Source organism: Amycolatopsis albidoflavus (genome assembly GCF_039525725.1).
In the GTDB taxonomy this organism is placed as follows: Bacteria; Actinomycetota; Actinomycetes; order Mycobacteriales; family Pseudonocardiaceae; genus Amycolatopsis; species Amycolatopsis albidoflava.
Genome location: NZ_BAAAHV010000031.1, coordinates 167,401 through 191,340, shown reverse-complemented (window position 1 = coordinate 191,340; position 23,940 = coordinate 167,401). Strand labels below are relative to the sequence as shown.

The following is a 23,940-nucleotide window of genomic DNA, read 5'->3' as shown; positions in this document are numbered from 1 at the left end:
ACGCGGCATTCGGTGCATCCCGCGCACCCAACCGTGGCGTCGCGGTGCATCCCACGCACCCACCGCGACGCTCGGTGCATCCCACGCACCCAACGCGGCATTGGTTGCGTCCCACGCACCCAATGCGGCATTCGGTGCGTCACATGCACCCAACGCCACATTGGGGCGCAAGCCCCACCTTCACCCGCCAACCGCCGCCGGTGCACCCAACTATCGAGGCACCCAGCCCCTCCCCCGCACCCCGATACGAAGCCTCCCTGCGGTTCGGGGGTGCTTGTCAAGGCATCTTTCCCGCCTTGACAAGCACCCCCGAACCGTCAGCACAATCAACCTTCGGGGTGCCCCACGCAACCAAGGGGCAAGGTCGCCGCCAGGCGACGAGCCGAAACTCACCCCACATGCACCAACGGCCTCCGCTGCGGATCCGGCTCCGCCCGACGCAGCACCTCCCGCGTAACCGGAGGCACATCCCCATCCCCAAAAAACAAATACCGCCCCAAGAACTTAAACGGATTCCCCTCCGTCCAAGCAAAGTAAATATGCGGCCGCTCCCCAGTCTCATCCCGCAGATGCAGCAAAACCGCCGCAATAGCATTAGCAATAGACGGACTCTTCATCCGCAAAATCCGATACCCAGCCCGCTTCTCCCCATGCACCCGCAACGTAGTCTCAAAATCCGAAGCATCCGAAATAGTAACCTCAAGAAAGAACAACGCACTGTCCCGAGGAATATGATTGTCCTCCCGCGCCTCCCGCTCCTTCTCCCGATACTCCTCCTCATCCCGAGCATCCGGCTCATTAGCAATAATCCGAACCGCCCCAGACCGCACGGCCTTGTCCACGATCCGCTGCGCCGCCGCGTCGAACTCAACCTTCTCGACCCGCAACTCCAACGACCGAGTAGCCCGAGAGATCAACGAGGTCAACACAATCGCCCCAATAAAGAACCCAGCGATCTTCACCCCCTCCGGCCGCTCCACCACATTAGCGATCGTCGTGTACAAAAACACCACAGTGATCGCCAGATAACCCCAAAACGCCCGCTGCTTAAGCCGCCGAGCAGACAGCGTAACCGCCACCGAAGCAGACGAGATCAACACCAAAACCCCAGTAGCATACGCCCCACCCTGAGCCTCGACATCAGCATCAAAGATCAACGTAATAACAAACGCAATAACCGAAACCACGATCACCAACGGCCGAGTAGCCCGAGCCCAGTCCGGAGCCATCCCATACCGCGGCAAATACCGAGGCACGATATTCAGCAATCCAGCCATCGCCGAAGCCCCAGCAAACCACAAAATCGCAATGGTACTAGCGTCATAAACAGTACCAAAACCATCCCCAAGATAACTATGCGCCAGATAAGCCAACGCCCGCCCGTTAGCCTTCCCGCCAGCCTGAAACTCCCGCTGCGGAATCAACACCGCAGTAGCAAAACTGGACGTAATCAGAAACGCGCTCATGATCAACGCCGCGGTAACGAGCAACCGCCGAGTATTCCGAATCCGCCCAACCGGATCAGCCTCAGTATCCCCACGAGACCCCCGGACCAGCGGCATCACCGAAACCCCGGTCTCAAACCCCGACAACCCGAGCGCAAGCTTGGGAAACACCACCAGCGCAACCCCAACCATCATCCAAGGATTGGGATGCTCGCTGACCAGCAAGTTCTGCCAGTCCACAATCAACTGCGGCGCCCCGAACACATGCGCCAACGCGACAACCACCACCACGACGTTCAACGCGAGATAAACCCCGACGAGAACGACCGCGACCCCGATAGCCTCAGCGAACCCCTTGAGAAAAACCGCCCCCAGCAACGCGATGAGCACCAACGTGATCCAGACCTGCCCGCCATGCAGCGCAGCCGGAACAAACGGATTCTCAATAACATGCGCAGTCGCATCCGCCGCCGACAACGTCACCGTGATGACGAAGTCCGTAGCCGCAAACCCAAGCAGCGCAAGCACTAACAGCTTCCCGCCCCACCGGGACAGCAGCTTCTCCAGCATCGCGATCGACCCCTGGCCATGCGGACTCTCCCGCGCGACCCGCCGATAGATCGGCAGCGCCCCAGCAAGAGTCAGCACCACCAGCACCACAGTGGCCAACGGCGACAACACTCCCGCGGCGAGTACGGCAATCCCCGGCTGATATCCGAGCGTGGAGAAGTAGTCGACGCCGGTGAGGCACATGACCTTCCACCACGGCTGTTCGGCCTTTTTGGTCTCCCGCTTGCCACCGGTCATCTGCTGGGCGCGCTTGTGCTCGCCCTCGAGGAGCCAGGCACGCAGCTTTGTATTCGGCACGCGGCCGATCATGCCGGGTTCTACCGCCCGGCGCGGACCACGCTCAGCGGACGCTCAGGGTTTCACCCGGTACACAACTCAGAGACAAATAATGTTCAGGACGCACGGCGGCTCATGGCTGCTCGGCGAAGACGGCTGACTCGAACTCGACGGACCCGAAGGGCTCGACGACGGCTGCGTCGGCGAGGCCGGACCGGTGGTCTCCGGCCGTTCGCTCGACGCCGGATGAGACGGAGCGGAATCAGCCGAGTGAGCAGGCGTGCTGTGCTCGCCGAGCGGGTTGACGTTCACCTTGCTCGAAGGAGCATCCCCGACGCCGACCGTGCCGCCTTCGGTTTCCTCGCCGGTGGGCGTCGGCGGGTTGGTCTCGTCGACGCCGCCAGCGCCACCGGTGCGATCCGGCATCTCGACCACGCGCATCTCGGTGATCCGGGAGGCCCCGTCGCTCGCCGTGGTCCCGTATGAGACGAGCATGGCCGCGGCCCCGCAGCCGACGATCACCGCGAGCATCACCGAAACCATGCGCCACCGGGACCGGGACGGCGGCGGGATCCGTCGTTCGTGTCCTTCGCGCACCAACAGCTCGGCGACCGAAACCTCGTCGTTCACCAGCGAGACCTTTCACCAGGAGTGGCCTATTCCTACCGGATGAGCCCACCGAACGGGTGACAACAGGCGAAACCTTCTACCCTGAGTGCTCACTCTAGCGGGTGTGAATCACAGCGCATTCACAGCTGCTCTTGGCCAAAATCCCAGCATGCCCAGCCACTCTGGACGCATGTCGCTGCGCGAGCCGGATCCGGCACCCCGCCCGGCGCGCAGTGCTGCCACCACGGGAACTCCCCGGAAGTGGCGCTCCTTGACGTGGCTGCGCGGGCAGGCTCCCACCTCCGTCCCGCCCGCCGGAACCACCGACGTCCTCGAACCGGCCGGGGCCGCGGCCCCGACCCGGGCAGGCGGAACCCATTTGGCCGACCTCATCCGATCCCCGCGGCCGACGGCGACGGCGGTGCTGCCGGACAGCGATCCGCTCGACCTCGTCCAGCCCGCGCCCAGAGTTCCGTTCCTGGCCATCCCCGCGACCTGGCGGCCGAAACGAGCCTGGCTCGCCCTCGTCCCCAGCCCGCGGTCCACGCCGTTTACCTTCGGCTACCTCGTTCTCCTCCTCGGCACCTCGCTGCTCATCCGTTTCGCCAGCCCCAAGCTCACCGACAAACTCCTCGCCGTCTCCAGCACCGACGCGCACAACATGGCGCGCCACCCCCTCACCGCGCTTCTGACCAGCGCGTTCTGGATCGCCGACGGCGGCTGGCTGCCGTACGCGGTGATCTTCGCGATCGCGGTCGCCCCGTTCGAGCGCCGCTTCGGCGGGCTCCGGACGGCGCTGGTCTTCTTCAGCGGGCACGTGCTCGCCACGATCGCCACCGAACTGCCGGTCATGGCCCTGATCCACACCGACGTCCTGCCGCATTCCGCGGGCCGCTGGCTCGACATCGGGGTCAGCTACGGCTTCCTCACCACCGCCGGCGTGCTCGTCGCGCTGCTGCGCGGGCGGGCCAGGATCGCCGGGATCGTGGCCCTTGAGCTATTCGTTATCAGCGTTTATGTGACCGACGATCCGGCCAGTCTCGCCTCCGTCGTGACGGTCCTCGGACATGCCTGTGCGGCCCACTTCGGCCTGCTCGTGTGGGGTCCGCGACTGCGCAGCGTGCCCCGCATCGCCCGATAGCACCGCCGTCGGCGTCCAGACGAGTGATGCAAGCGGCTCCCCGTGTGGATATACACAGGCTTCACTCGGTGGTGTAATCGACGGGCCATACGCCGACAAGGGGGATCGGAAGCACCATGGAGGCTGACGCCCTGGCCGGTGAACCGGGTGGAATCACCCGGCGCGCCCAGCTCGCGGGCCTGCGGCCGGACGCCGGCGCGGGGGTCCTGTTCTCCCTGCATGCCTCCGAACCGGCGACCCTCACGTGGCTGCCCGGCCTCGACGCCGTCCTCGGCCTCCCCGGCGCGACCGGCAAGGAGCTGTGCGACCGGCTCACCGAGCTGCTGCGCCCGCTCACCGCGAACCTCCGCCGCACCCCGCCCGGCCGCGATTTCGAACTCGAACAGCCACAGGACGGCGCCGACGGGACCCCTCGCCGCATCCGGCTGCGCGCGCGGACTGTCGGCGAACAGGACCACACGACCGGCCTGCTCGGCGTCGCCTCGGCGGTCGCGGAAACCGAGCCGGACAAGTCTGATCTCGCGGAGCTGTCCGACCGCTACCAGCTGCTGATGGAACAGAGTCCGGACGCGATCTGCGTGCATTCCGGCGGCGTCGTCACCTATGCCAATCAGGCCGCGCTCGACCTGTTCGCGGCACGGGCGGCGCACGAGGTCGTCAGCCAAGAGTTCAGGGACTTCGTGGCCGCCGAATCCACGCAGCTGCTTGAGGATCCCAGTGCGGAACCGCGCGAAGCGGTGCTGAAACGGTTGGACGGGAGCAAATTCGTGGCGGAAACCGTTTCGGTGCGCACCAGCGACTCGAATCCGCCGTCGTTCCAAGTGGTGATCCGCGACAGCACCGTCAAACACGCCGCCGCCGCTGCCGTCCGCGCGCAAGAAGCGCTGGTCACGCATGTCAGCGACGCCATCGTCACGATCACCGCCGAAGGCATCGTCACCGGTTGGAACCCGGCCGCCGAGACCGTGTACGGCTGGCCCGCCCCGGAGGCGCTCGGCCGCCGGGTGCACGAGGTGCTCGGCATCGACCCGAACCCGGCCGCGATCCGCGACAGCGTCGCCGCACAAACCCACCGCGGCCGGGACGGCTCGCCGCGGCAGGTCCGGGTGTCCGCGACCGAGACCGTCGACGGCTTCCTCCTGGTCTGCACTGACGAAACCGCACGTCGCCGCGTCGAGCAGCACTACGCGACGGTCGTCGCCGCGCTCGACGAGGGCGTCCTGGTGATCGGCCCGACCGGCCTGATCCAGTCAGCGAACCCGTCCGCCTGCCGCATCCTCGGCGTCCCCGAGACGAAGCTGCTCGGTGTCCCGTGCACGACGCTCGTGCTGTTCGACGAGGACGGCAACCGGATCCCGGACGACGAGCTGCCGTCCATGCGCACGCGCCGCACCGGAAGCACGCACAACGGCCTGGTCGTGCGCCTGCGCCGGCCCGACGGCCGCGACGTGTGGGTGTCCCTGACCTCGCGGTTGCTCGACTCGGACGACCCGAACGGCGTCTCGGTGGTCACGTCCTTCACCGACATCACCGAACGGCGCGCGATCAGCGCCCGCCTGGCCCACGAGGCGACCCACGACCCGCTGACCAGGCTCGCCAACCGCACCCTGGTGCTGGACCGGCTCGACCGCCGCGACGGCGCCGAGGCGGCCGCCGTGCTGTTCCTCGACCTGGACAAGTTCAAGCTGATCAACGATTCCCTCGGCCACCCGGTCGGCGACCAGGTGCTGCGCATCGCCGGCGAACGCCTGCGCCGGGCCACCGGGCCCGACGACGTCGTCGGCAGGCTGGGCGGCGACGAGTTCGTGGTCGTCACGTCCGCGACGACCGGCCAGGCGCAGGTCGGGGTCTTCGCCGCACACCTGCGTTCGGTGCTGGCCGAGCCGGTTTCGGTGCACGGCAGGCAACTGCACCTCGACGCGAGCATGGGCATCGTCCTCGTCGAACCGGGCGACCGCCGCAGCGCGGAGGATTTGCTGCGCGACGCGGATGTCGCGATGTACCAAGCGAAATCGCGCGGCCGCGGCCGGTTCGAATTCTTCGACGTCGCACTGCGCGAGCGCATGCAGCGCCGGCTGCGGATGGAACAGGATCTCCGCGACGCTGTCCACAGTGGACAACTGTGGCCCGCCTATCAGCCGGTGGTCGACCTGCGCACCGGCGAAATGGTCGGCGTCGAAGCATTGCTGCGCTGGACGCACCCGAAACACGGCGCGATCTCGCCAGCGGAATTCATTCCGCTGGCCGAGGAAAGCGAACTGATCAACGTGCTGGGCAAGTACGTCCTGCGCGACACGACGCGCGAACTGGCCGCCCTGCGCAATGGCCGGGGCCTCGATCTCAGCCTGAAAGTGAACCTCTCCGTCCGGCAACTGGACGACCCGCATCTGGTCCCGGCGGTCCGCGACGCACTGGCCACCACCGGCCTGCCGCCCGGCTCGTTGACGTTGGAGGTCACCGAAAGCGCCCTCATGCGCGATACGTCAGCGGCCGCGGAAGTGTTGTCCGCCTTGCGTTCTCTCGGTGTTCTGCTGGCCATCGACGACTTCGGCACTGGTTATTCGTCGCTGGCCCAGCTGCGTCGCCTGACGCTGGACACTCTCAAGATCGACCGCTCGTTCATCACCGGAATCGCCGACTCCCGCGACGCGGCCGCGATCGTCACGAGCATCATCGCGATGGCGCACGCGGTGGATCTGACGGTGGTCGCGGAAGGCGTCGAGACCGCGGAAGAGCTGGCGCTGCTGCGGGAACTCGGCTGCGACCAGGCCCAGGGCTACCACCTCGGCCGGCCGCTGGCCGCCGCGGAGCTGTTTCAGTAAGTCTCGAGCAGTGCCGCCAGCTCGTCGTCGGTGAGGAAGACGTCCAGATCCTCCAACGTCTTGCCGAGATCGACCGGTTCGATCGTGCGGTTCTCGACCCGTGCGCTGCACCTCGTACCCGAGCTGCTCGGCGACGGCCGCGAACAACCCGGCCTGCTCGTAGCAATACCCGCCCCCGGCGGCGTCCGATGTTCTCGAACGGGATCGCCCGAACGCGCGCCTGCGCTAGCCGCCCCAGCGCCGCTACGGACAGCTTCTCCCGCCGCTGCCCCACGCGCGCGAGGTAGGCGTCGACGTCGGCTGCTTCGGTCAACAATCACCCAGGGTCACGACGGTTGTGACTGGCACCACTCTCTGGTGTGATGTACCCCGCGATGCCTACCAGTCAGTAGCACACGTCCGAGTGAGTGCTGGCCTTTCTCGAAGGGAGCCCGATGAAGACCCCTCGACCACTGGCCCGGGCCAGTGCGGTGACGGCACTGGCGACCGCCGCCGCATTGCTGCCCGCGACCGCGTGGGCAGCGGCCCCGACCTGGGCCCCGGCGGACACCGCCGCCGTGCACCCCGGGGTGCAGACGCACACCAACGGGGCGCAATGCACCTCGAACTTCGTGTACAGCAACGGAACGGACGTTTTCCTCGGGCAAGCCGCGCACTGCTCCGGCACCGGCGGCTCGACCGAAACGAACGGCTGCTCCGCCGGTTCGCTCCCGATCGGCACTCCCGTCTCGATCACCGGAGCGAGCAAGCCCGGGACGCTTGTGTACAACTCGTGGCTGACCATGCAGTCCCGCCACGAAGCGGACGCGAACACCTGCCAGTACAACGATCTCGCGCTCGTGAAGGTCGACCCGGCGGATGTGTCCAAGGTGAACCCGAGCCTGCCCTTCTGGGGCGGCCCGACCGGCGTCAACACCGCCGGCACGAAGCAACTGGGCACGGTGCTCAGCTACGGCAACTCCGAACTGCGCGGCGGCATCACCCAGCTGTCCCCCAAACAGGGCACCAGCCTGGGCGACACCGGCGGCGGCTGGAGCCACACGGTACTGACGGTGACCCCCGGCATCCCCGGCGACTCGGGAAGCGGCTTCCTCGACCGGGACGGCAACGCGCTCGGGGTGCTGAGCACGCTGAACCTGGCCCCGCAGCCCGGGACGAACGGTGTCGGCGACCTTTCGCGTGAGCTGGCGTACGCGAGTGCTCATGGCGGGCTTGGGACCGTGGAACTGGTGCCGGGGACGGCTAAGTTCCGCGGGCCGTTGATCTAGCGTTCGCTCTAGCTGCGAGCTAACGTACCTGGCGTGCCCGGCACGGTTGAGATCGTGCCGGGCACGGCCAAGTTCTCCGGCCACGGTCAGGGTGCGTCCACCCCCTGCAGCAGTCCCGACGCGGTGCAGCCCGTACCGGGCACGGCCACGTTCTGACGCCAGTACCAAGGTGCAGCCACCCCACGGCGACCCGACGCCGCGCATCACACTCGGCACGACCAAGCTCCGCGATGGACCTCGTCCCGGGCACGACAACGCTCTGCGAAGCCACCGAACCAGGGCGTTGGCAAGGGGATCCCGCGGAACTTCCCGCGAGCTTCCCTTCACTGTCCTCGCCAGAGCAGGTGCCCTTCCCGCAGCGCCACCGGAACCTGCCGATCGCCCACCGCCTCGGGACCTATCTCAGTCCCCCACCACGACCGCATACAGGTACCACGACGAGTGCCGCAGCCACCGTTCATCCCGCCGCCCCGGGATCCACCTCAATCCCCCACCACAACCGCGTACAAGTACCACGTCGAATGCGGCAACCACTGTTCATCCCACCGCCAATCGTCGTCCTTTCCGGTGACCACGTAACCGCGGTCCCACGCGATTCCGCTGCCGTCCTCGTTCAAGCCGGTGATGCCGTTGACAATCCCGCCCGCCGTCGGCAGGAACTGCCACGACCCGAGCCAGCTGTACTGCGGGTTGTCGCGGCCGCTGCCGTCGAGCATGCACACGCCGTACGGGTTGCTGCCGCAGATCCAGTTCAGCTGGTCCGCCGCGTACGACCGCAGCCGACCCGCGAACTCGCCCGAAAACCGTTGCGCGGCAAGCCGAGCGGCGGTCGCCAGCGACGCGATCCGCGCGTTCTCACCCTGCCACCACTGGTCTTTCACTCGCGGCGTGACGTTGTGCGGGAAGAAAAATGAGCTGTACCTCTTACCCTCTCCATCTTGCACAAGATTCCGCGCATACCCAAACGGGTTAGGCACCTCGGCAGTCACCGCCAGCTCGAACTCCAGCGACCGCCGCACCACCTTCAGCACCTCGGAAACCGTTGCCGCGTCAGCGATCTCGGCATAGGAGAGCAGGCTGATCACCGGCAGCCCAGCGTCAGAGGGATGGAAGTACGGCCGATCGCCGTCGTCCGCGCGCCAGTAGTCTCGGTAGGACTTCCAGGAAACCAAGCGCTGCAACAGGTTGTGCGCTCGACGATCCGCCGCCTCGCGGTATACTGGCTTCTTGGTCACCTGAAATAACTCGACCGCCGCCAGCAACGCGCCGTAGTCGTCCTGGATGTTTTCCTTGCCGTCATTGGTCATTTCGACGTTGTGGTGCTCCAGGAAGTCGAACGCCGCTTCCGCCGTCGCCAGGTACTCCTCGTGGGAGTAGTCGCCCGACGCGTCCAGCGTGGTCGCCGCAGCCAGCGCCGCGATCGCGACCCCGCCGCCTTCGCGGTAATTCACCTGGACGGGCTCGCCGTCGCTGTTCGCCAGGACGTACCGCAGCTTCGGATCTTTCGGCGGCCCAGGCTGGATGACCGAGGTGACGAACGTGCCGTCCGCAAGCTTCACCCGACGCAGGTAATCGGCGCCGAACAGTGCTTCGTCGGCCAGCCAGGTTCGCAATTGGGTGAAGTTGGTGTCGCCGCGCGCCGTGAGCCGCTGGTACGCCTTGGCCAGCACCCAGGCGGTGAGCGGAATCTGCAAAGTGTTGAAGTAGCTGCGGTCCGAGAGCTGTGTGAAGTGCTTGCCGAAGTCGCCGGTCGCGTCGTACCAGCCGCCGTGTGCGTCCATGACCTGCGTGCCCTTGGGGCCGATCGGCGCTGCGCGGTCCTGGCGATCGAAGCGGTCCGAGCTGCGGGTGCCCTTGAAGTAGTGCACGACGTGAGAGAGCGTGTAGCGCTCAAGCACCAGCTGATCGACGCGGAACGGCTGCGACCGCCCGTCCGCGGCGAGCAGGACGTACTCGCCTTCGGCCTTCAGCGCGGAGAAGTCCGCGGTCCAGTAATGCCGGTCGTCCCAACCCGGAACCTGAGCGGCCGGCCGCGGACTCCCAGTGAAGACGACCTTCCCAGTGGCGACGTCGACGACGGTAAACCTTGGAATCGCCCGCGGCGACCCGGTCGCGAGCACCGCCCGCTTGGGCGCACCGGGCGCGTAACCGACGTGGTTCGCGTAGACCGCCACCCCGGCCTGCGCCTCGACGGCCGCCGCTTCAGCTCCCAACGGTGTCGTCGCCCCCACTGCCCCGACCCCCACCGCCGCCGACCCGGCGAGAAAACTGCGACGCCCCACATCTCCCGGCATTCTCGACCTCCAAGTGGTCCAGACCTCTGAGATGTTATTGAGGCTAAGTAGCGATCCGGAGGTTTGGCAAGACTGCTTCCGAATGGCGGACCCAAGGTCGACGCAGTTGGCCGGAGAGGCCTGCGCGGACACGCGGGAGCCGCGGTCCACTGCCTCAATCACGACCACGGCACCACGACCGTCGAGCCAAGCCTCGTGGCCGCCCAACGGCAGCAGGGGTACGTCGCGCGGCAACTCGATCGTCCCTGCGCGGGGCCGCAACGGAGACGGCCGAAAAACGAAACAGCCCCCATCCGAGTGGATGAGGGCTCTTTTCGCAGGTAACGGTGTGGCCAGGGCCGGGGTCGAACCGGCGACCTTCCGCTTTTCAGGCGGACGCTCGTACCAACTGAGCTACCTGGCCGGGAACGCCGGCTAGGAGCCGAACGATCTTGCGACCCTGACGGGACTCGAACCCGCGACCTTCGCCGTGACAGGGCGACGCGCTAACCAACTGCGCCACAGGGCCTTACTGGTACTGCGTACTCCCAACGGGATTCGAACCCGCGTTGCCGCCTTGAAAGGGCGGAGTCCTAGGCCACTGAACGATGGGAGCCCGGCCGGTTTCGGTGTACCGACCGACCGCGCTCTCAGGTGTTCCCCTGGGAGCGATTACAAGCATAGGGCACGTTCCAAGGGGTTTGCACCGGGGGTTCCTTAAGCGGTCAGCGAGCCTCCGACCTGCGACAACGTCCGCGTCGACAACCTGACCGCACCACGCGACGCCGATCGGCCCGCCCGAAGCCGCTCCGGACGATCGGTGTGCGCCACGCCACTCTACGCCGGAGGCGACCCCGCACGCCGGGAATCCGGGCCCGCTCAAGCCGCGCTTCCCGTCTATCGAGACACGAGTTCACGCCAAGACCGGTGGCCACGACGACTCGCCCGCGCCCGAGCCGGCCGGGTCAGCGCTGCACGGGCGCCTCGCCGTCGTCACCCGGACTGAGCCCGAGCATCTCCAGCAATTGCACGCAGTCCTCCACGTCGAGCGCGCCGGCCGCGACGGCCAGCCGGGCTCGGCGGACCTGGTCGTCGGAGACCCGTTGCCCTTCCGACGACCTGCGCTGCGCCGGCACGCCGCCGGACAGTGACGTGCTTCCCCCGTCGGCACCTTCGTACCGAAGGAGGAACTGACGAACTTCGACCGATCCGCTCATGGCCCCTCCGTGCGGTTCGCAACAACTGGCCGCGAGGCTAACCAGCGGCGAGCGACACCGGCAGCCCCCCGGAGAGTGAACCTGTGAACACTCTCCGAAGCTTCCCTGGTAACGCATTCCAAGATCGCGCAGAACGATTTCTCCCGGCTTCCCCTCGCCGATCCCCGGAACACGTGCAACAATCGGTGTTGCTGACACACCCCCGGTCAGCGCCTGTGGAGATCCCCTCCGACCCCCGCGTTCCTCCCCCTGGCGCGGGGGTCTCTCCATTTCTGCACACCAGTGCTGACCTGCGGATCTACTCTCTGTACTCCTGATCAACAGACAGTCGCGAAATGCGTTTACCGACTGGGCTGAACAGGTGATCAAATAGGGCTGGCCGAGCACGGAAATGCGTGTGTCGTGGCTCACAGTGGTTTCTTTGCCGAGACCCAACCGTTATCGTGACCGCGTGCCTCTTCCCTCCCTCGGCCGCCTCAGCAGCCGCACGAATCTCAAAGCCGTCTCGAGCGGGCGGCATCGCAATGCCGCCAAGGCCGCCGGCGACGAAGTCGTCGAGGACAAGGAGCTCACCAGCTACCTCGCCGCGCTCGCCCCGGACTCCGACCCGGAGAGCACCGGAACCGGCAGCCGCTTCGGCGACGCGCAGGTCTATCAGCTGCGCATGAACCTCATCGCCAGCCAGCAGCTCAAGGACATCGCCGTCGCCCGGAACCTGACCCCGCAGGCCCTGGCGCAGGAATGGATCCTGGAGCGCCTCTCGTGGGAGGGCCAGGCGTCCTCCGCCCAGGAGCGCCGCCACTCCGACGCGATGACCGACGAGTTCCACTTCCCGGCGGAGACCTTCGAGCAGCCCCTCGTCGGGCGCTGATCCCCGCCCCCCTGAACGAAAACCCCCGGCTTCCCCCGACGGCCGGGGGTTTTCCCTTTTCCGGGCCGCTGGACAGCCGGCTTCCCGGTGGGTGGGACGCTCGCGGATTCTCCTTGCCGACGACTTGGCCTTGGCGCGAAACGGACGGGCCGGCTGATAGTTCACCGCCGGCGGCGCACGGCTCGCGAGCAGGCGCGGGCCCGCGGTGAGGGGACGCAGGGCTGCGGCTCGACCCGACAGTGCGGCGCAACCGCAGCCCGGCCCGGCTCAACCCCAGTCCGACAGCGCAGCGCAACCGCAGTCCGACAGCGCAGCGCCGCCCCAGCCCGGCAGCGCGGCGCGGCGCAGACGCGACGTGCGCGAAGTGCCGCGGCGGCGACACAGCGCGGCTGGGCATCACGGCAGCGCGTTGAGCAAGGCGCGCAGCCAGCCCGCGCAACTGGACTCCGGCAGCCAACTCCAGCCGCGACTCGCGCAACCGACTCCAGTCGCCGACTCGGGCAGCCGACTCCAGCCGCCAACTCAGGCAGCCGACTCCAGCCGCCGACTAGGGCGACCGACCAGGGCAGCCGATTCGGGCAGCCGGCTCCGGCCGCCAGCTAGGGCGACCGGCTCACGGAGCCGACTCCGGTCCGGGCGACTGACCTCGGCCCTCAGCCCAGCCGCCAAACCCGGCAATCAGCCCAAGCCTCCCGCCTGTCACCGCCCCTCGGCCACCCGATCGAGTCAACTCGGCCGCACCCACTCACAGTCGAAGCAACCAACCGATCCGGCGTCGCCCATCCGTGCCCAGACCCGTCGACATCCGCCCGCACCGAACCCGCCGAACCAGGCTTCAGCCACGCTCTCCGAGCCCCAGTTGAACCAACCCCAGCCGCGCACCCCGAACCCCAACCGAACCAACCCCAGCCGCGCACCCCGAGCCGCAGCCGAACCAACCCCAGCCACGCTCGCCGAACCCAAGCCGAACCCAGGCAGCCCGCTGCCCGCCCGACCCGAGCAAGCCGTGGCGCACCCCGGACCGGCGCTCACCCCAAGACCCCAACCGGCGACCACCGAACCGTCGCCCAGCAACAACACCGGGCCAACGCGACCCCGAGCAAGCCAGTGGCCCATCCCACCCCGGGCCAGACTCAAGCCGCCAAGCCCCGGCCGACCGAACCGCAGCCCACGATCGGCCGACGATCGGCCCGCGATCAGCCCACGATCAACCGCGGTAACCGTCGCCTCAAACATTCCCCACAACGGAACCCGCAATGAAAAAAGGCCCCGACGGGAAATCCCGTCGGGGCCCTTCTTTCAGGCCTGAGAAAACGCGCGGGCCTGACTCAGATCGCGCGGACCTTCTGGGCCTGCGGGCCCTTCTGCCCCTGGCCGACCTCGAACTCCACTCGCTGGTTCTCCTCGAGGGTGCGGAAGCCGCGTCCCTCGATCTCCGAGTAGTGCACGAAAACGTCGCCTTCGCCGCCGTCCTGCGCGATGAAGCCGAAGCCCTTCTCCGCGTTGAACCACTTCACAGTGCCTTGCGCCACCGCTGTACTCCTCGTAACAGATCCGCTTCGAATGCCACCGAAGCGGCACCCAGGCCGTCCCGGGCGGTTCCAACGAGACGAGCGAAGAGCTTTTACGGCCCCACGGCTCGCGTCAGAAGTTCCGCGAGTGTGAAGCCACGAACACGCAAAACGACGGCCTGGTCAGCAGCCTACCGGGATCTCACCAAATCTGAACCCCGTTGATCGCAAGGATCGGTTCCATCGTGCGCGCATCACCGGAACGTCGTATCGCCGCCTACGCACCGCTGTCGGACCTCGCGGCTACTCTGATCCAGTACACCCAGCGCAGTTCGGTGATGCACAGTGCGCGGTCGATCGAGCCGCCTCCGTAATGGTCACTCGGTGCAGTGTGATGCTGGTCACCCCTTTTCCGGTGAACGTGAAGGCATCTCGGGACGTCTGGGTGTTCGGGGTACCAAGGGGAGATTGGGGATCGGTGTGACAATCCGACACTTCGCACGCCGCCGGGCCGGCGTCGCGGTGCTGGGCTTGGTCGCCGCGCTCACGCTCGGGGCGTGCAGCGGCGGCGGGTCGAGCGTGAACGCGGGCGGGACCGCGGGCGGCGGGCCTACCGAGGCGCCCGCCACGCCCGCGAAAGCGGCGGCCGTGGCGATCACGCCGGCTTCCGGGGCGGGCGACGTGGCGCCTGGCCAACCGGCGAAGGTGACCGTCGCCAACGGCACCATCGGGGCCGTCACGCTCACCAACGCCGACGGCAAACAGGTGCAGGGACAGCCCTCGCCGGACAAGAAGAGCTGGAGCAGCACCGAAGACCTCGGCTACGGCAAGACTTACACCTGGTCCGGCCAGGCCACCGGCGAGGACGGCAAGCAGGTCCAGATCAACGGCTCGTTCACCACGGTCAAGCCGCGCCGCCAGATGCAGGGCAGCCTGAACGTCGGCGACGGGCAGACCTACGGCATCGCGATGCCGATCGCGCTCACGTTCCCGAGCGCGGTCAAGGACAAGGCCTCCGTCGAGCGCGCGCTGTCGGTGGAAACCACGCCGAAGACCGAGGGCGCCTGGGCGTGGCTCAACGGCGACACCTCGGTGCACTGGCGGCCGAAGGAGTACTTCAAGCCGAACACGAAGGTCGTCGTCTCGGCCAACATCTACGGCGTTTCGATGGGCGACGGCGTCTACGGCAAGCAGGACGTCTCCGCGAGCTTCACCATCGGCCGCTCGCAGATCGTCAAGGGCAACACCCAGGAACACACCATGCAGGTCGTCCGCGACGGCCAGCAGGTCATGGACTTCCCGGTGAGCTACGGCCTCGACTCCGACCCGGGCCGCGTCACGCACAGCGGCACGCACGTGGTGATGTCGAAGCACGCGACGTACTCGATGAGCAACCCGCGCTACAACTACACCGACGTGAACGTGCCGTGGGCGGTCCGGATCTCCAACAACGGCGAGTTCATCCACGGTCTCGCGGGGTCGATCTGGGCGCAGGGCAAGAAGAACATCTCGCACGGCTGCCTCAACCTGTCGCCGGCGAACGCGAAGATCTACTACGACAGCGTCCTGCCCGGCGACCCGGTGGAGATCTCCGGCAGCACCCAGCAGCTGGGCGCGAAGGACGGCGACTACAACGACTGGACCTACGACTGGGCGTCGTGGACCAAGCTGTCGGCGCTGTCCGCGTAACCGAGAACCGAACAAGCACCACCGGACGGCCGGGAGCTCTCGAACGCTCCCGGCCGTTCGCGTGTCCGGCGAGAAAAGAAAACCCGATGCAACCCCGGCGAGCGCCGGCCGCATGACTAGAGCAGACAAGCGCCACCCGGCGCTCGTGGAACCAGGAGGAAACTCGTGCGTGTTCGCTTCGCTCTCGCCATCGGTTCGCTGCTGCTCGCCGGAGGCGCGCTGACCGGCGGCGCGGTCGCTTTCGCCGCGGACGCCCCGCCGTCGGCGCAGCCGGCCCCGACGAAGACCGCCCCGGCCGAGCGGCCCACCGCCGCGCCCGCCCCGGCGCCCACGGACCGTCAGACCACCGCCGCCCCGGCCCCGGGTGCCCCGCGGGTCGCCACCCCGGGCCAGCCGCCGAAGGCCGCCGGCAAGCGCGTCCCGACCGCCGTGCCCGCGGGCCCGACCGGCGACCTGCACCTGCCCTCGGTCTGGGGCTGATCACCCGGTGCCCTCCCGCTCCAGTCCGGCGTCCGGGCCGAGCTCGCCGTGGGACGGCGAGTTCGCCCGGTACTTCGGCGAGCGCGCGCACAGCCTGCGGTCCACGGCTTACCTGCTTTGCGGGGATTGGCACCGGGCCGAGGATCTCGCACAGGCGGCGCTGCTCAAGCTGTACCTCGCCTGGCCGCGGCTGGCCCGGCACGACGCGCTCGACGCTTACGCGCGCAAAATCGTGCTGCGCACTTTCCTCGCGGAAAACCGCCGCAGCCGCTGGAAACGGGAGCGGCTCACCGACGCACCACCCGACGTCCCGGCCCCTGCCGCCGAGACTGAGCACGACCAGCTGATCCAGCAGGCACTCGCCGCGTTGGCCCCGCGCCAGCGCGCGGTGCTGGTGCTGCGGTACTTCGAAGACCTGTCCGTCGAGGAGACCGCCGCGGCGCTCGGCTGCCGGACTGGCACTGTGAAAAGCCAGGCCGCGCGCGGTCTGGCCACCTTGCGGACCCGGCTGGGCCCGCATTTCGAGGCACTGCCTGTCCCGGGAAGGAGGTGAACGAGATGGATTCCGACGACACCGAAGCTGTGCGCGCCTTGTTCGCGCAGGCGCCGGACGGCCCGCCGATGCAGGTCGACGCCGCCGACGTGATCGTGCGAGGTGCCGCTATCCGCCGGAAGCGCAAGCGCTGGGCGGTCGCGGGCAGTTCCGCCGCGACGGTCGCGGTGATCGTGGTGGCCGGTCTCGCGGTGGGCAGCCGCGGGACCGAGCAGCCGCCGGTGATGCCCGCCGGGCCGGGACTCGCCACCGTCTCGCCAGCGCCGTCCAGTCCGGCCGGGCCGATGAAGACCTCGACGGACCCGCTGCAGGCGCCCGCGCCCGGTCCGGAGGTGAGCCCGGGCTCGCCGGACAAGCCGCCGCCGACGGAACCGACCGGTCAGCGGGCGGGAACGTCTCGGCCGGCGCAACCGCCGCGGGCGCATCCGACCACGAGCGAACGGGCTCCCGCATCCCTGCGTTCACCTGCGGGAACCGCGTCGTTACCCAGCCCGACCTCCGGCTGAAACGCAATCGCGGCAAGAGTGGCGGACGTCACCAGATCAAGTGGGTTTTCGACGAAATATCCCGGGCTTTCGGGGCGATGTTCTCAGTGGCGGCCGGAGCGGCCGTCGAACCAGTCGCTCAGCCGGCACAGGATTGGCCGGCCCGAGAACCTGAGGAGGAAGCACCATGGTGCTCGTTGCACTGATGATCGAAACCGTTGTTGCCGTCGTGGTCGCCGGTGGCCTGGCAGCTTGGGCCCGTAAGCGCTTCGCTCCGCAGGCGGTCGAGGCGACGCAGAACAGCTGACTTTAAACAGAAAACCGCCCTCTGTCCTCAATGGACGGAGGGCGGTTTTCGTATGGGCTCAGCAGCTCACTTGCTGGCGCCGGCGAGCTTGCCGCCGGTGTCCGCGGTGTCGATCTCCTCGATCGGCACCCGCGCCGTCTCCGGGATCTTGATGATCGGGACCAGCGCGATGAGGGCCGCGATGATCAAGTAGTACGCCGGCCAGTCCGCGTTGCCGGTGCTGCCGATCAACGCCGTGACGACCACGCCGCAGGTGCCGCCGAACAGCGACGTCGAGATGTTGTAGCCGATGGCGAACGAGCCGTAGCGCACCCGCGTCGGGAACATCGCCGGGAACGTCGAGCCGATGACCGCCAGCATCAGCGCCAGCAGGATCGCCACGACCAGGAAGCCGACGATCAGCCACAGGAGGCTGCCGCTCTGCATCAGCTTGATGCTGGGCCAGCTCAGCACGATGAACCCGATGGCCGCGGTGAGCAGCAAGGGTTTCCGGCCGATCCGGTCGGACAGCGAACCGAGCGGGATCAGCAGCGCGAACTGCACGATCTCCACGCCGATGATGATCAGGCTGGACTCGGTGTCGCCGATGTGCAGAGTGTCGGTGAAATACGTCGGCATCGTCGTGAGGAGCATGTAGTCGGCGATGTTCAGCAGCAGCACGATGCCGATCAGGTTCAGGATCATCCGCCAGTTGCGCTGGATGGTCTCCTTGAGCGGAGCCTTCTCCGCCTTTTCGCCCGCCGCCTCGAGCCTGCGGAACTCCGGCGTGTCCTCGAGCTTCGACCGCAGGTAGAGCCCGATCGCACCGATCGGAAGCGCGATGAAGAACGGGATCCGCCAGCCCCACGAGTCGAACTGCTCGGTCGACAGCGACAGGTAAGTGATCAGCACGACCGAGTTGCCGAGCACGTAGCCGGCCAGGGTGCCCATCTCCAGGAAGGAACCGAAGAAACCACGCCGTTTCGTCGGCGCGTATTCCGCGATGAACGTCGCCGCGCCGCCGTACTCGCCGCCGGTCGAGAAGCCCTGGATGAGCCGCAGCAACAAGATCGCGATCGGCGCCGCGATGCCCATGCTGTACCCGCCTGAATACGTCGGCAGCACGCCGACCAGGAAGGTGCAGCCGGACATCAGCAAAATGGTGAGGGCGAGAACTTTCTGCCTGCCGAGCTTGTCCCCCAACGGGCCGAAGAACGCTCCGCCGAACGGCCGTACGATGAAGCCGACGGCCAGCAGGGCAAGCGATTTCAGCACCGCGTTGCCCTCGCCGGGGAAGAACAGTGTTCCGATACTCGTCGCGATCGCGCCGGAGGTGAATACGCCGTAGTCGTACCACTCGGTCGCATTACCCATCGCGGACGCGATCACCGCGCGTTTGACTGTTCTCTGATCGACCTCGGGTTTCCCCGTCTTTGGCTCACTCATCCCGGCGGTGACCTCCTCCTGCACACGTCCCGGTCCATCCGTTGGAGCACATTTCCCCAGTCTTGACCCGTTGAACCAAGCTGGCAGGGTGAGTCGCGAAATTTCTACCGTGCGGAATTTTCCGACTACCCTGCGCTGAGGAAATGGGCCCGCGCCGGTCAGGGCGGGTGCCGACGGGTCCTTCCGCCGGGTTAACGTCGTCCCATGAGTCCTGTTTCCGGCCCGTGGCCGCCCGTGCCGGTGGAGCCGCCGGAGATCCACCCGAAGGCCCCCGCGCCCGGCACTGAGCTAGGCGCCCACTTCGCCGAATGCTTCGGCTGCGGCGACGAGGTAGACGGCGGCCTGCACCTGAAATCAGCCATCGCCGAGGGTTACACGGTGCACTCGAAGTTCACCGTGACGTCCGCGCATCAGGGCGCGCCTGGGCTCGCGCACGGCGGCCTGCTGGCGTGCGCCTTCGACGAGGCACTCGGCTCGACGGTCGGAAACCTGCTGCACCGGCCCGCGGTGACGGGAAAGCTCGAGACGGACTTCCGTCGCCCGGTGCCGGTCGGGTCCACGTTGTACATCGAGGCGCGGCTGGACGGGGTCGCCGGCCGGAAGATCTACGTGAGCGCGGACGGGCACCTGGACGCCGCCGACGGACCGGTCGCGGTGAATGCCCGGGCAGTGTTCATCGCGGTGGGGTTCGAGCACTTCAGCACCCACGGCGACCCACAGGCGTTGGAGAAGCTCGCCGAGCAGCACCGCCGCAACAAGCGCGAGTGGGACATCAACCCCTGAGGTCCGTGAAGGGCTCCTTGAGGGACTTAGATTCCCTCAAGGAGCCCTTCACGGACGGTCAGGTGAGGGTGCGAGGACGGATGGCGTTCGCGCGGTCCACCAGCGCGATCCGGTCGGTCGTGTTGTCGGTGAGCCGAGCCAGCGACCGGTAGCAGCGCTCCAGTCCGAATCGGACGTCGCGCTCCTCCAGTTCGCAGCCGAGCACCTTCGCCGTCGTGACCGGCTTCGTCTGGTTCGGCACCTTGAGCCAGTCATACGCCGCTTCAAGGACCTCCGCGCTGAGCCGCGTGTGCCGTTCGGCGTCAAGGTTCAGCCGCTGCAACCGACCCGACGCGTCGACCAGGTCGCCCTCGGTGACAGTCGGGTGTTCGCCGGTGCCGGTGCCCTGCGCCCGAGTCTTGATCTTGATCGCCGCGACCTGCGCATCCACGTAATGCGTAGAAGTAGCCGGAACCCCTTCCAGCACCTCGACCGCACTCTCCCGTGCCCCCTGCGCCAGGTACACCCGAGCAAGCCCGAACGCAGCACTCACATACGTCCGGTCAGTCCGCCACACCAGCTCGTAGAACCGCGCGGCACCGAAGTAATCCCCAACGCCCTCAGCACTAACCGCCAACGCCAGCTTCGGCGCGATCTCGCCGGGCAGATCGTCGTAAACCGCGTCGAACGCCACGTGCGCGACGCGCGGCCGACCACCGGCCAGCTCGATCAACCCGCGATACCAGTCAATCCGCCAGTCATGCGGAAACCCGTGCCGGATCGCCAAATACTGCGCGGCCTGCAGTTGCCGCTGCGCCTCCACGAACTCGCCCAGCTCGATCCGAGCCCGCACGATCCGCAGCCGCACCTCAATCGACTCACGCGGCGCGGTCGCAAGAGCCTCAATCGCCTCGTGCGGATCCAGCGCAGTCGTCGTAGCAAGCACACCGGCGGCCGGGTCGTCCGTGTCCACCTGCGGAATCGGCAGCCCGGCAACAACCTCGGCGGCATCCGGCAACGGCACCCGCTCGCCCTGCTCAGGCACCACCAGATGAACGCCGAAAGTCCGGCTCTCCGGCCCGAACACCGTCGACGCGGCCGGCCGAGGCTGCCCAGTCCCCAGCGCCATGATCTCGCGCAACACACCGGTCAACTGATCAGCCATGTCATCAGCGGCGATGAACCGCCGATCCGGATCAGCATGCGTAGCGCGCTTCAGGAACCGGTAGTACGACCCGAAAAGCGCGAACAACGGCACCGCGTCAGGCCCGGGCAGCGTGTTCTTGAACTCCCGCGTGTAGCCAGCGAACTCGAAGCTCAGCACAGCCAGCGTCCGGCCGACCGTGTACAGGTCCGAGGACACCGAAGCACCGTGCGACGCCAGCTCGGGCGCGCTGTAGCCGGTGGTGAAAAACAGCGGGCTCTCGTAGTCGTCGAGCCGCCGCACCGCGCCGAGGTCGATCAGCTTGAGCTGCTCGCGGGTCTGGATGACGTTGTCCGGCTTGAGATCGCAGTACAGCAGGCCCTGGCCGTGCAGGTAGCCGAGCGCGGGCAGGATTTCCAGGCCGTACGCGATGACCTGGCCGATCGGCAGCGGCTCCGGCCGGTTGCTCTCGCGGTGGTGCTGCAGCGCGAGCTCGCGCAGCGACTGGCCGCCGACGTACTCCATGACGATGTAGCCGACGGAGTTGCCGGTCTGCGCGTCCGGATGCTGCACGAAGTTGTGGATCTTGACGATGTTCGGGTGCTCGACCTCGGCGAGGAACCGCTGCTCGTTCGCCGCGGCGGCCATCGCGGTGGAGTCGCCGGTGTCGATGAGGCCCTTCAGCACGACCCAGCGATCGGACACGTTGTGGTCCTTGGCCAGGTAAATCCAGCCGAGACCGCCGTAGGCGAGCGCGCCGAGCACCTCGTACTGGCCGCCGACGACCTCGTGCGCCTTCAGCTTCGCGATGAACGAGAACGACGTGCCGCACTTCTCGCAGGTGCCCTCGGGCTCGCCCGGCTGGCCGTCCTTGCCTCGGCCGACCTTCGCGCTGCAGTTGCCGCAGAACCGCTTGTCCTCGGCCACCACCGGGTTCGCCAGTACCGCGGTCGACGGATCGCGGTACGGCACCGGCGGCACGTCGATGAGACCCGCGCCGAGTCGTCCACGCCGGGACCGGCGGGTGCCGCGCGAGCCGGTGCGCCGCGAGGTGCCGGGGAACGAGCCGGTTCCGGTTCCGGTGCCTTGCGAGCCCTGCGAACCGTGGGTGCCGGTGCCGTGGCCTTCGCTGCCGCCGGAGGGCAGGACGCTGTCCGTGCCGTGATCGGGCAGCGGGCCGCCGTCGGCGGGGGCCACCCGCGGCGCCGGCGGCATGATGCTCTGGGTGTGCGGCGTCGGGCTGGCCAGCACGCTGGTCGGCATCGGCGCGGCCGGGTCGACCGGGGCGACCGGCTGGTTGGACTGCGGCAGGATCACCGGCGCGAGGTCGCCCGGCGGACGCGTGGGGGCTTCCCCGCCCTCGACCGGACGCTGCGCCTGAGCCGCGGCGCCCATCGGGATCGGGCCGGAGTTCGGGCCGGCGGCGCGGTTCTCCGGCGAACGGGGCGGACGCCCGCCCTGGGGCGGCTGAGCCTGCTGCGGCCGGTTCGGCGGGACCGGTCGCTGTCCGGTGCGCGACTGCGGCGGATACGGCTGGCCCTGGGACGGCGGAGCGGGCTGCCCGGACGCGGCGGCCGGGTACGGCTGGCCTTGCGTCGGCGGGCGGCCCTGCGGCGGCATCGGCTGGCCGCCGCGTGGAGCCGGACGGCCCTGCGTCCACGGCGGCTGACCTGCCTGGCCCGGCTGCGGGGCCTGAGCCGACTGCCCTGGCTGCGCGGGCTGTCCTGCCTGACCCTGTTGACCGGGCTGTCCTTGCTGCTGTGCCTGCCCCTGCTGAGCCCCGGGACCGGACGGCCCCCGCTGCTGCTGACCGGGCTGCCCGCCCTGCGGCCGCTGCACCGGAGCGTTGATCAACGTCTCGGCGTCGGGATCCGGCTGCGGGTTGAGCCGCCCGGACACCGACGGTTCCGGGGTGTCCCAGCGCACCGGCGGCGGCGGAGTCCACGAAGCGTCGGCCGCCTCGCCTCGCCCGGACGGCTGGTCCGCGGCTTTCGCCTGGTCGCCGTCCCCCTCCGGTGCTGCGTGCCGAGGACGGCGCGCCTCCTCCGACACAACTACCTCCCGAGCTCCCCGCGGCAAACCTGCCGCTCAAAAAGTACAACTTGCGCGGCGCCCGCGCCGCAAGACCGGCCGGTCAGCCGTATTGCGGGGACGGCGGGTTCGCCAGCCCCAGCCGCGCGCCGACCCAGTTCTGGTAACTGCTGGCCCAGGTGCCGTCGCCGCGGATCTTGTCCAGCACCGCGTTCACGAAGCGGACCAGATCCTCCTCGTCCTTCGGGATCCCGACGCCGTAATTCTCCTGCGTCATCGGGTCGCCCGCGACCTTCACCGTCGGGTCCTGCGCGGCCATGCCGGCCAGGATCGTGTCGTCCGTGGAGACCGCGTCGACCTGGCCCTGCTGCAGCATCACCAGGCAGTCCGACCAGTTCGGCACCGACACCGCGACCGGTTTGGCCGGGTCGGTGGCGATCTTCGCGAGCGAGGTCGACTTCGCCGCCGCGCACACGCGTTTCCCGGCGAGGTCGGACAGCGACTGCGCGTTCGACGACTTCGGCACCAGGATCTTCTGCCCGGCCACGTAGTACACCGACGAGAACTGCACCTGCTTGCGGCGGGCGCAGGTGATGCTGTAGGTCCGGACCACCACGTCGACCTGGTGTTCCTTGAGCACCGTCTCGCGCTGCGAGGACGTGATCGCCCGGTACTGCACGTGCCCGTCGGAGCCGAAAATCGCTTTGGCGATCTCGTTGACCAGGTCGATGTCGAAGCCTTCGAGCTTGCCGGTCTTCGGATTCCGGAAACCGAAGAGGTACGTCGTCTGGTCGACGCCCGCGATGAGCTTCCCGCGCTCCTTGATCTTCTGCAGGCTCGGCCCGGAGGTGTCCAGACCATTCGGCGCGAGGCTGGCCAGCGGGTTGCAGCTGGTGTCGGAGTCGCCGCCGGCCGCGGCGTCGGGGCCGCCGACGCCCGCCGGGGTCGGCCAGGCCGCGTCGGTGACCGGCGCGGCCTCCATCGGCTGGTCCGCCGTCCCGCAGGCGGCGGCGAGAACCGCGACCACCGCGAGCACGGCAGTCCGGACGAAGTGCCGCGAC

19 protein-coding genes and 3 tRNA genes are annotated in these 23,940 nt (G+C 68.1%); 11 read left to right on the top strand and 11 right to left on the bottom strand.

All coding sequences use genetic code 11. The features are described from left to right. Positions 1 to 389 precede the first annotated feature (389 nt). Positions 390 to 2,324, bottom strand: a complete 1,935-nt coding sequence (locus ABD156_RS45375; protein ID WP_344288019.1) for an APC family permease — start codon at positions 2,322 to 2,324, stop codon at positions 390 to 392. A gap of 66 nt (positions 2,325 to 2,390) precedes the next feature. Then, positions 2,391 to 2,921 carry a hypothetical protein gene (locus tag ABD156_RS45370; protein ID WP_344288017.1) on the bottom strand — a complete coding sequence of 177 codons (531 nt, stop codon included), beginning with the start codon at positions 2,919 to 2,921 and terminating at the stop codon, positions 2,391 to 2,393. Positions 2,922 to 3,069: 148 nt separating this feature from the next. On the opposite strand from ABD156_RS45370, the gene ABD156_RS45365 reads away from it, so the two are divergent. The 4 genes from ABD156_RS45365 (at position 3,070) to ABD156_RS45345 (ending at position 8,287) form a co-directional block, all read left to right on the top strand. Further along, on the top strand, positions 3,070 to 4,041 hold the full coding sequence (locus ABD156_RS45365; protein WP_344288015.1) for a rhomboid-like protein: 972 nt from the start codon (positions 3,070 to 3,072) through the stop codon (positions 4,039 to 4,041). A gap of 116 nt (positions 4,042 to 4,157) precedes the next feature. Then, on the top strand, positions 4,158 to 6,863 hold the full coding sequence (locus tag ABD156_RS45360) for a sensor domain-containing protein (RefSeq protein ID WP_344288013.1): 2,706 nt from the start codon (positions 4,158 to 4,160) through the stop codon (positions 6,861 to 6,863). Positions 6,864 to 7,297: 434 nt separating this feature from the next. Further along, a complete protein-coding gene (locus tag ABD156_RS45350) occupies positions 7,298 to 8,131 on the top strand; it encodes a serine protease (RefSeq protein WP_344288011.1) in 834 nt (277 codons plus the stop codon). A 33-nt stretch (positions 8,132 to 8,164) separates the two neighbouring features. Then, complete coding sequence (locus ABD156_RS45345) at positions 8,165 to 8,287, top strand: hypothetical protein (RefSeq protein ID WP_344288009.1); 123 nt, start codon at positions 8,165 to 8,167, stop codon at positions 8,285 to 8,287. 326 nt (positions 8,288 to 8,613) lie between these two features. Here ABD156_RS45345 and ABD156_RS45340 read toward each other — a convergent pair whose 3' ends face one another. The 5 genes from ABD156_RS45340 to ABD156_RS45320 form a co-directional block, all read right to left on the bottom strand. Beyond that, the gene (locus ABD156_RS45340) at positions 8,614 to 10,425 is read right to left on the bottom strand and encodes a glycoside hydrolase family 9 protein (protein ID WP_344288007.1); all 1,812 of its coding nucleotides are present in this window, start codon (positions 10,423 to 10,425) and stop codon (positions 8,614 to 8,616) included. A 329-nt stretch (positions 10,426 to 10,754) separates the two neighbouring features. Further along, a tRNA-Phe gene (locus ABD156_RS45335) sits at positions 10,755 to 10,828 on the bottom strand. A gap of 31 nt (positions 10,829 to 10,859) precedes the next feature. After that, positions 10,860 to 10,933, bottom strand: a tRNA-Asp gene (locus ABD156_RS45330). A gap of 14 nt (positions 10,934 to 10,947) precedes the next feature. Continuing rightward, a tRNA-Glu gene (locus ABD156_RS45325) sits at positions 10,948 to 11,020 on the bottom strand. Between the two features lie 349 nt (positions 11,021 to 11,369). Beyond that, the gene (locus ABD156_RS45320; protein WP_344288005.1) at positions 11,370 to 11,621 is read right to left on the bottom strand and encodes a hypothetical protein; all 252 of its coding nucleotides are present in this window, start codon (positions 11,619 to 11,621) and stop codon (positions 11,370 to 11,372) included. Between the two features lie 451 nt (positions 11,622 to 12,072). Here ABD156_RS45320 and ABD156_RS45315 point away from each other — a divergent pair, with 451 nt between their 5' ends. Continuing rightward, complete coding sequence (locus ABD156_RS45315) at positions 12,073 to 12,492, top strand: hypothetical protein (protein ID WP_344288003.1); 420 nt, start codon at positions 12,073 to 12,075, stop codon at positions 12,490 to 12,492. Positions 12,493 to 13,820: 1,328 nt separating this feature from the next. Here ABD156_RS45315 and ABD156_RS45310 read toward each other — a convergent pair. Next, a complete protein-coding gene (locus ABD156_RS45310; RefSeq protein WP_003097368.1) occupies positions 13,821 to 14,024 on the bottom strand; it encodes a cold-shock protein in 204 nt (67 codons plus the stop codon). A 224-nt stretch (positions 14,025 to 14,248) separates the two neighbouring features. On the opposite strand from ABD156_RS45310, the gene ABD156_RS45305 reads away from it, so the two are divergent. The 5 genes from ABD156_RS45305 to ABD156_RS45285 all read left to right on the top strand — a co-directional run bounded on the left by ABD156_RS45305 (position 14,249) and on the right by ABD156_RS45285 (position 17,231). Continuing rightward, positions 14,249 to 14,377, top strand: coding sequence for a hypothetical protein (locus ABD156_RS45305; RefSeq protein ID WP_344287975.1), 129 nt, complete (start codon positions 14,249 to 14,251; stop codon positions 14,375 to 14,377). A 106-nt stretch (positions 14,378 to 14,483) separates the two neighbouring features. Beyond that, positions 14,484 to 15,692, top strand: a complete 1,209-nt coding sequence (locus ABD156_RS45300) for a L,D-transpeptidase (RefSeq protein ID WP_344287973.1) — start codon at positions 14,484 to 14,486, stop codon at positions 15,690 to 15,692. Positions 15,693 to 15,857: 165 nt separating this feature from the next. After that, positions 15,858 to 16,172: a hypothetical protein gene (locus tag ABD156_RS45295; RefSeq protein ID WP_344287971.1), complete on the top strand. Its 315-nt coding sequence runs from the start codon at positions 15,858 to 15,860 to the stop codon at positions 16,170 to 16,172. 7 nt (positions 16,173 to 16,179) lie between these two features. Beyond that, positions 16,180 to 16,725 carry a SigE family RNA polymerase sigma factor gene (locus ABD156_RS45290; protein ID WP_344287969.1) on the top strand — a complete coding sequence of 182 codons (546 nt, stop codon included), beginning with the start codon at positions 16,180 to 16,182 and terminating at the stop codon, positions 16,723 to 16,725. Between the two features lie 5 nt (positions 16,726 to 16,730). Continuing rightward, positions 16,731 to 17,231: a hypothetical protein gene (locus tag ABD156_RS45285; RefSeq protein WP_344287967.1), complete on the top strand. Its 501-nt coding sequence runs from the start codon at positions 16,731 to 16,733 to the stop codon at positions 17,229 to 17,231. Between the two features lie 352 nt (positions 17,232 to 17,583). Here the strand turns inward: ABD156_RS45285 and ABD156_RS45280 are convergent, their stop codons facing one another. Then, positions 17,584 to 18,942 (bottom strand): MFS transporter, encoded by a 1,359-nt coding sequence (locus ABD156_RS45280; RefSeq protein ID WP_344287965.1) that lies wholly within the window; start codon positions 18,940 to 18,942, stop codon positions 17,584 to 17,586. Between the two features lie 204 nt (positions 18,943 to 19,146). Between ABD156_RS45280 and ABD156_RS45275 the strand changes: the two genes are divergently transcribed. Further along, entirely contained in the window at positions 19,147 to 19,725 is a 579-nt protein-coding gene (locus ABD156_RS45275) for a PaaI family thioesterase (protein WP_344287963.1), read from the top strand. A 58-nt stretch (positions 19,726 to 19,783) separates the two neighbouring features. Here ABD156_RS45275 and ABD156_RS45270 read toward each other — a convergent pair whose 3' ends face one another. Together ABD156_RS45270 and ABD156_RS45265 are read right to left on the bottom strand one after the other, a co-directional pair. Continuing rightward, a complete protein-coding gene (locus tag ABD156_RS45270; protein WP_344288301.1) occupies positions 19,784 to 22,243 on the bottom strand; it encodes a tetratricopeptide repeat protein in 2,460 nt (819 codons plus the stop codon). Positions 22,244 to 22,982: 739 nt separating this feature from the next. Then, entirely contained in the window at positions 22,983 to 23,915 is a 933-nt protein-coding gene (locus ABD156_RS45265) for a glutamate ABC transporter substrate-binding protein (protein WP_344288300.1), read from the bottom strand. Positions 23,916 to 23,940 lie beyond the last annotated feature (25 nt).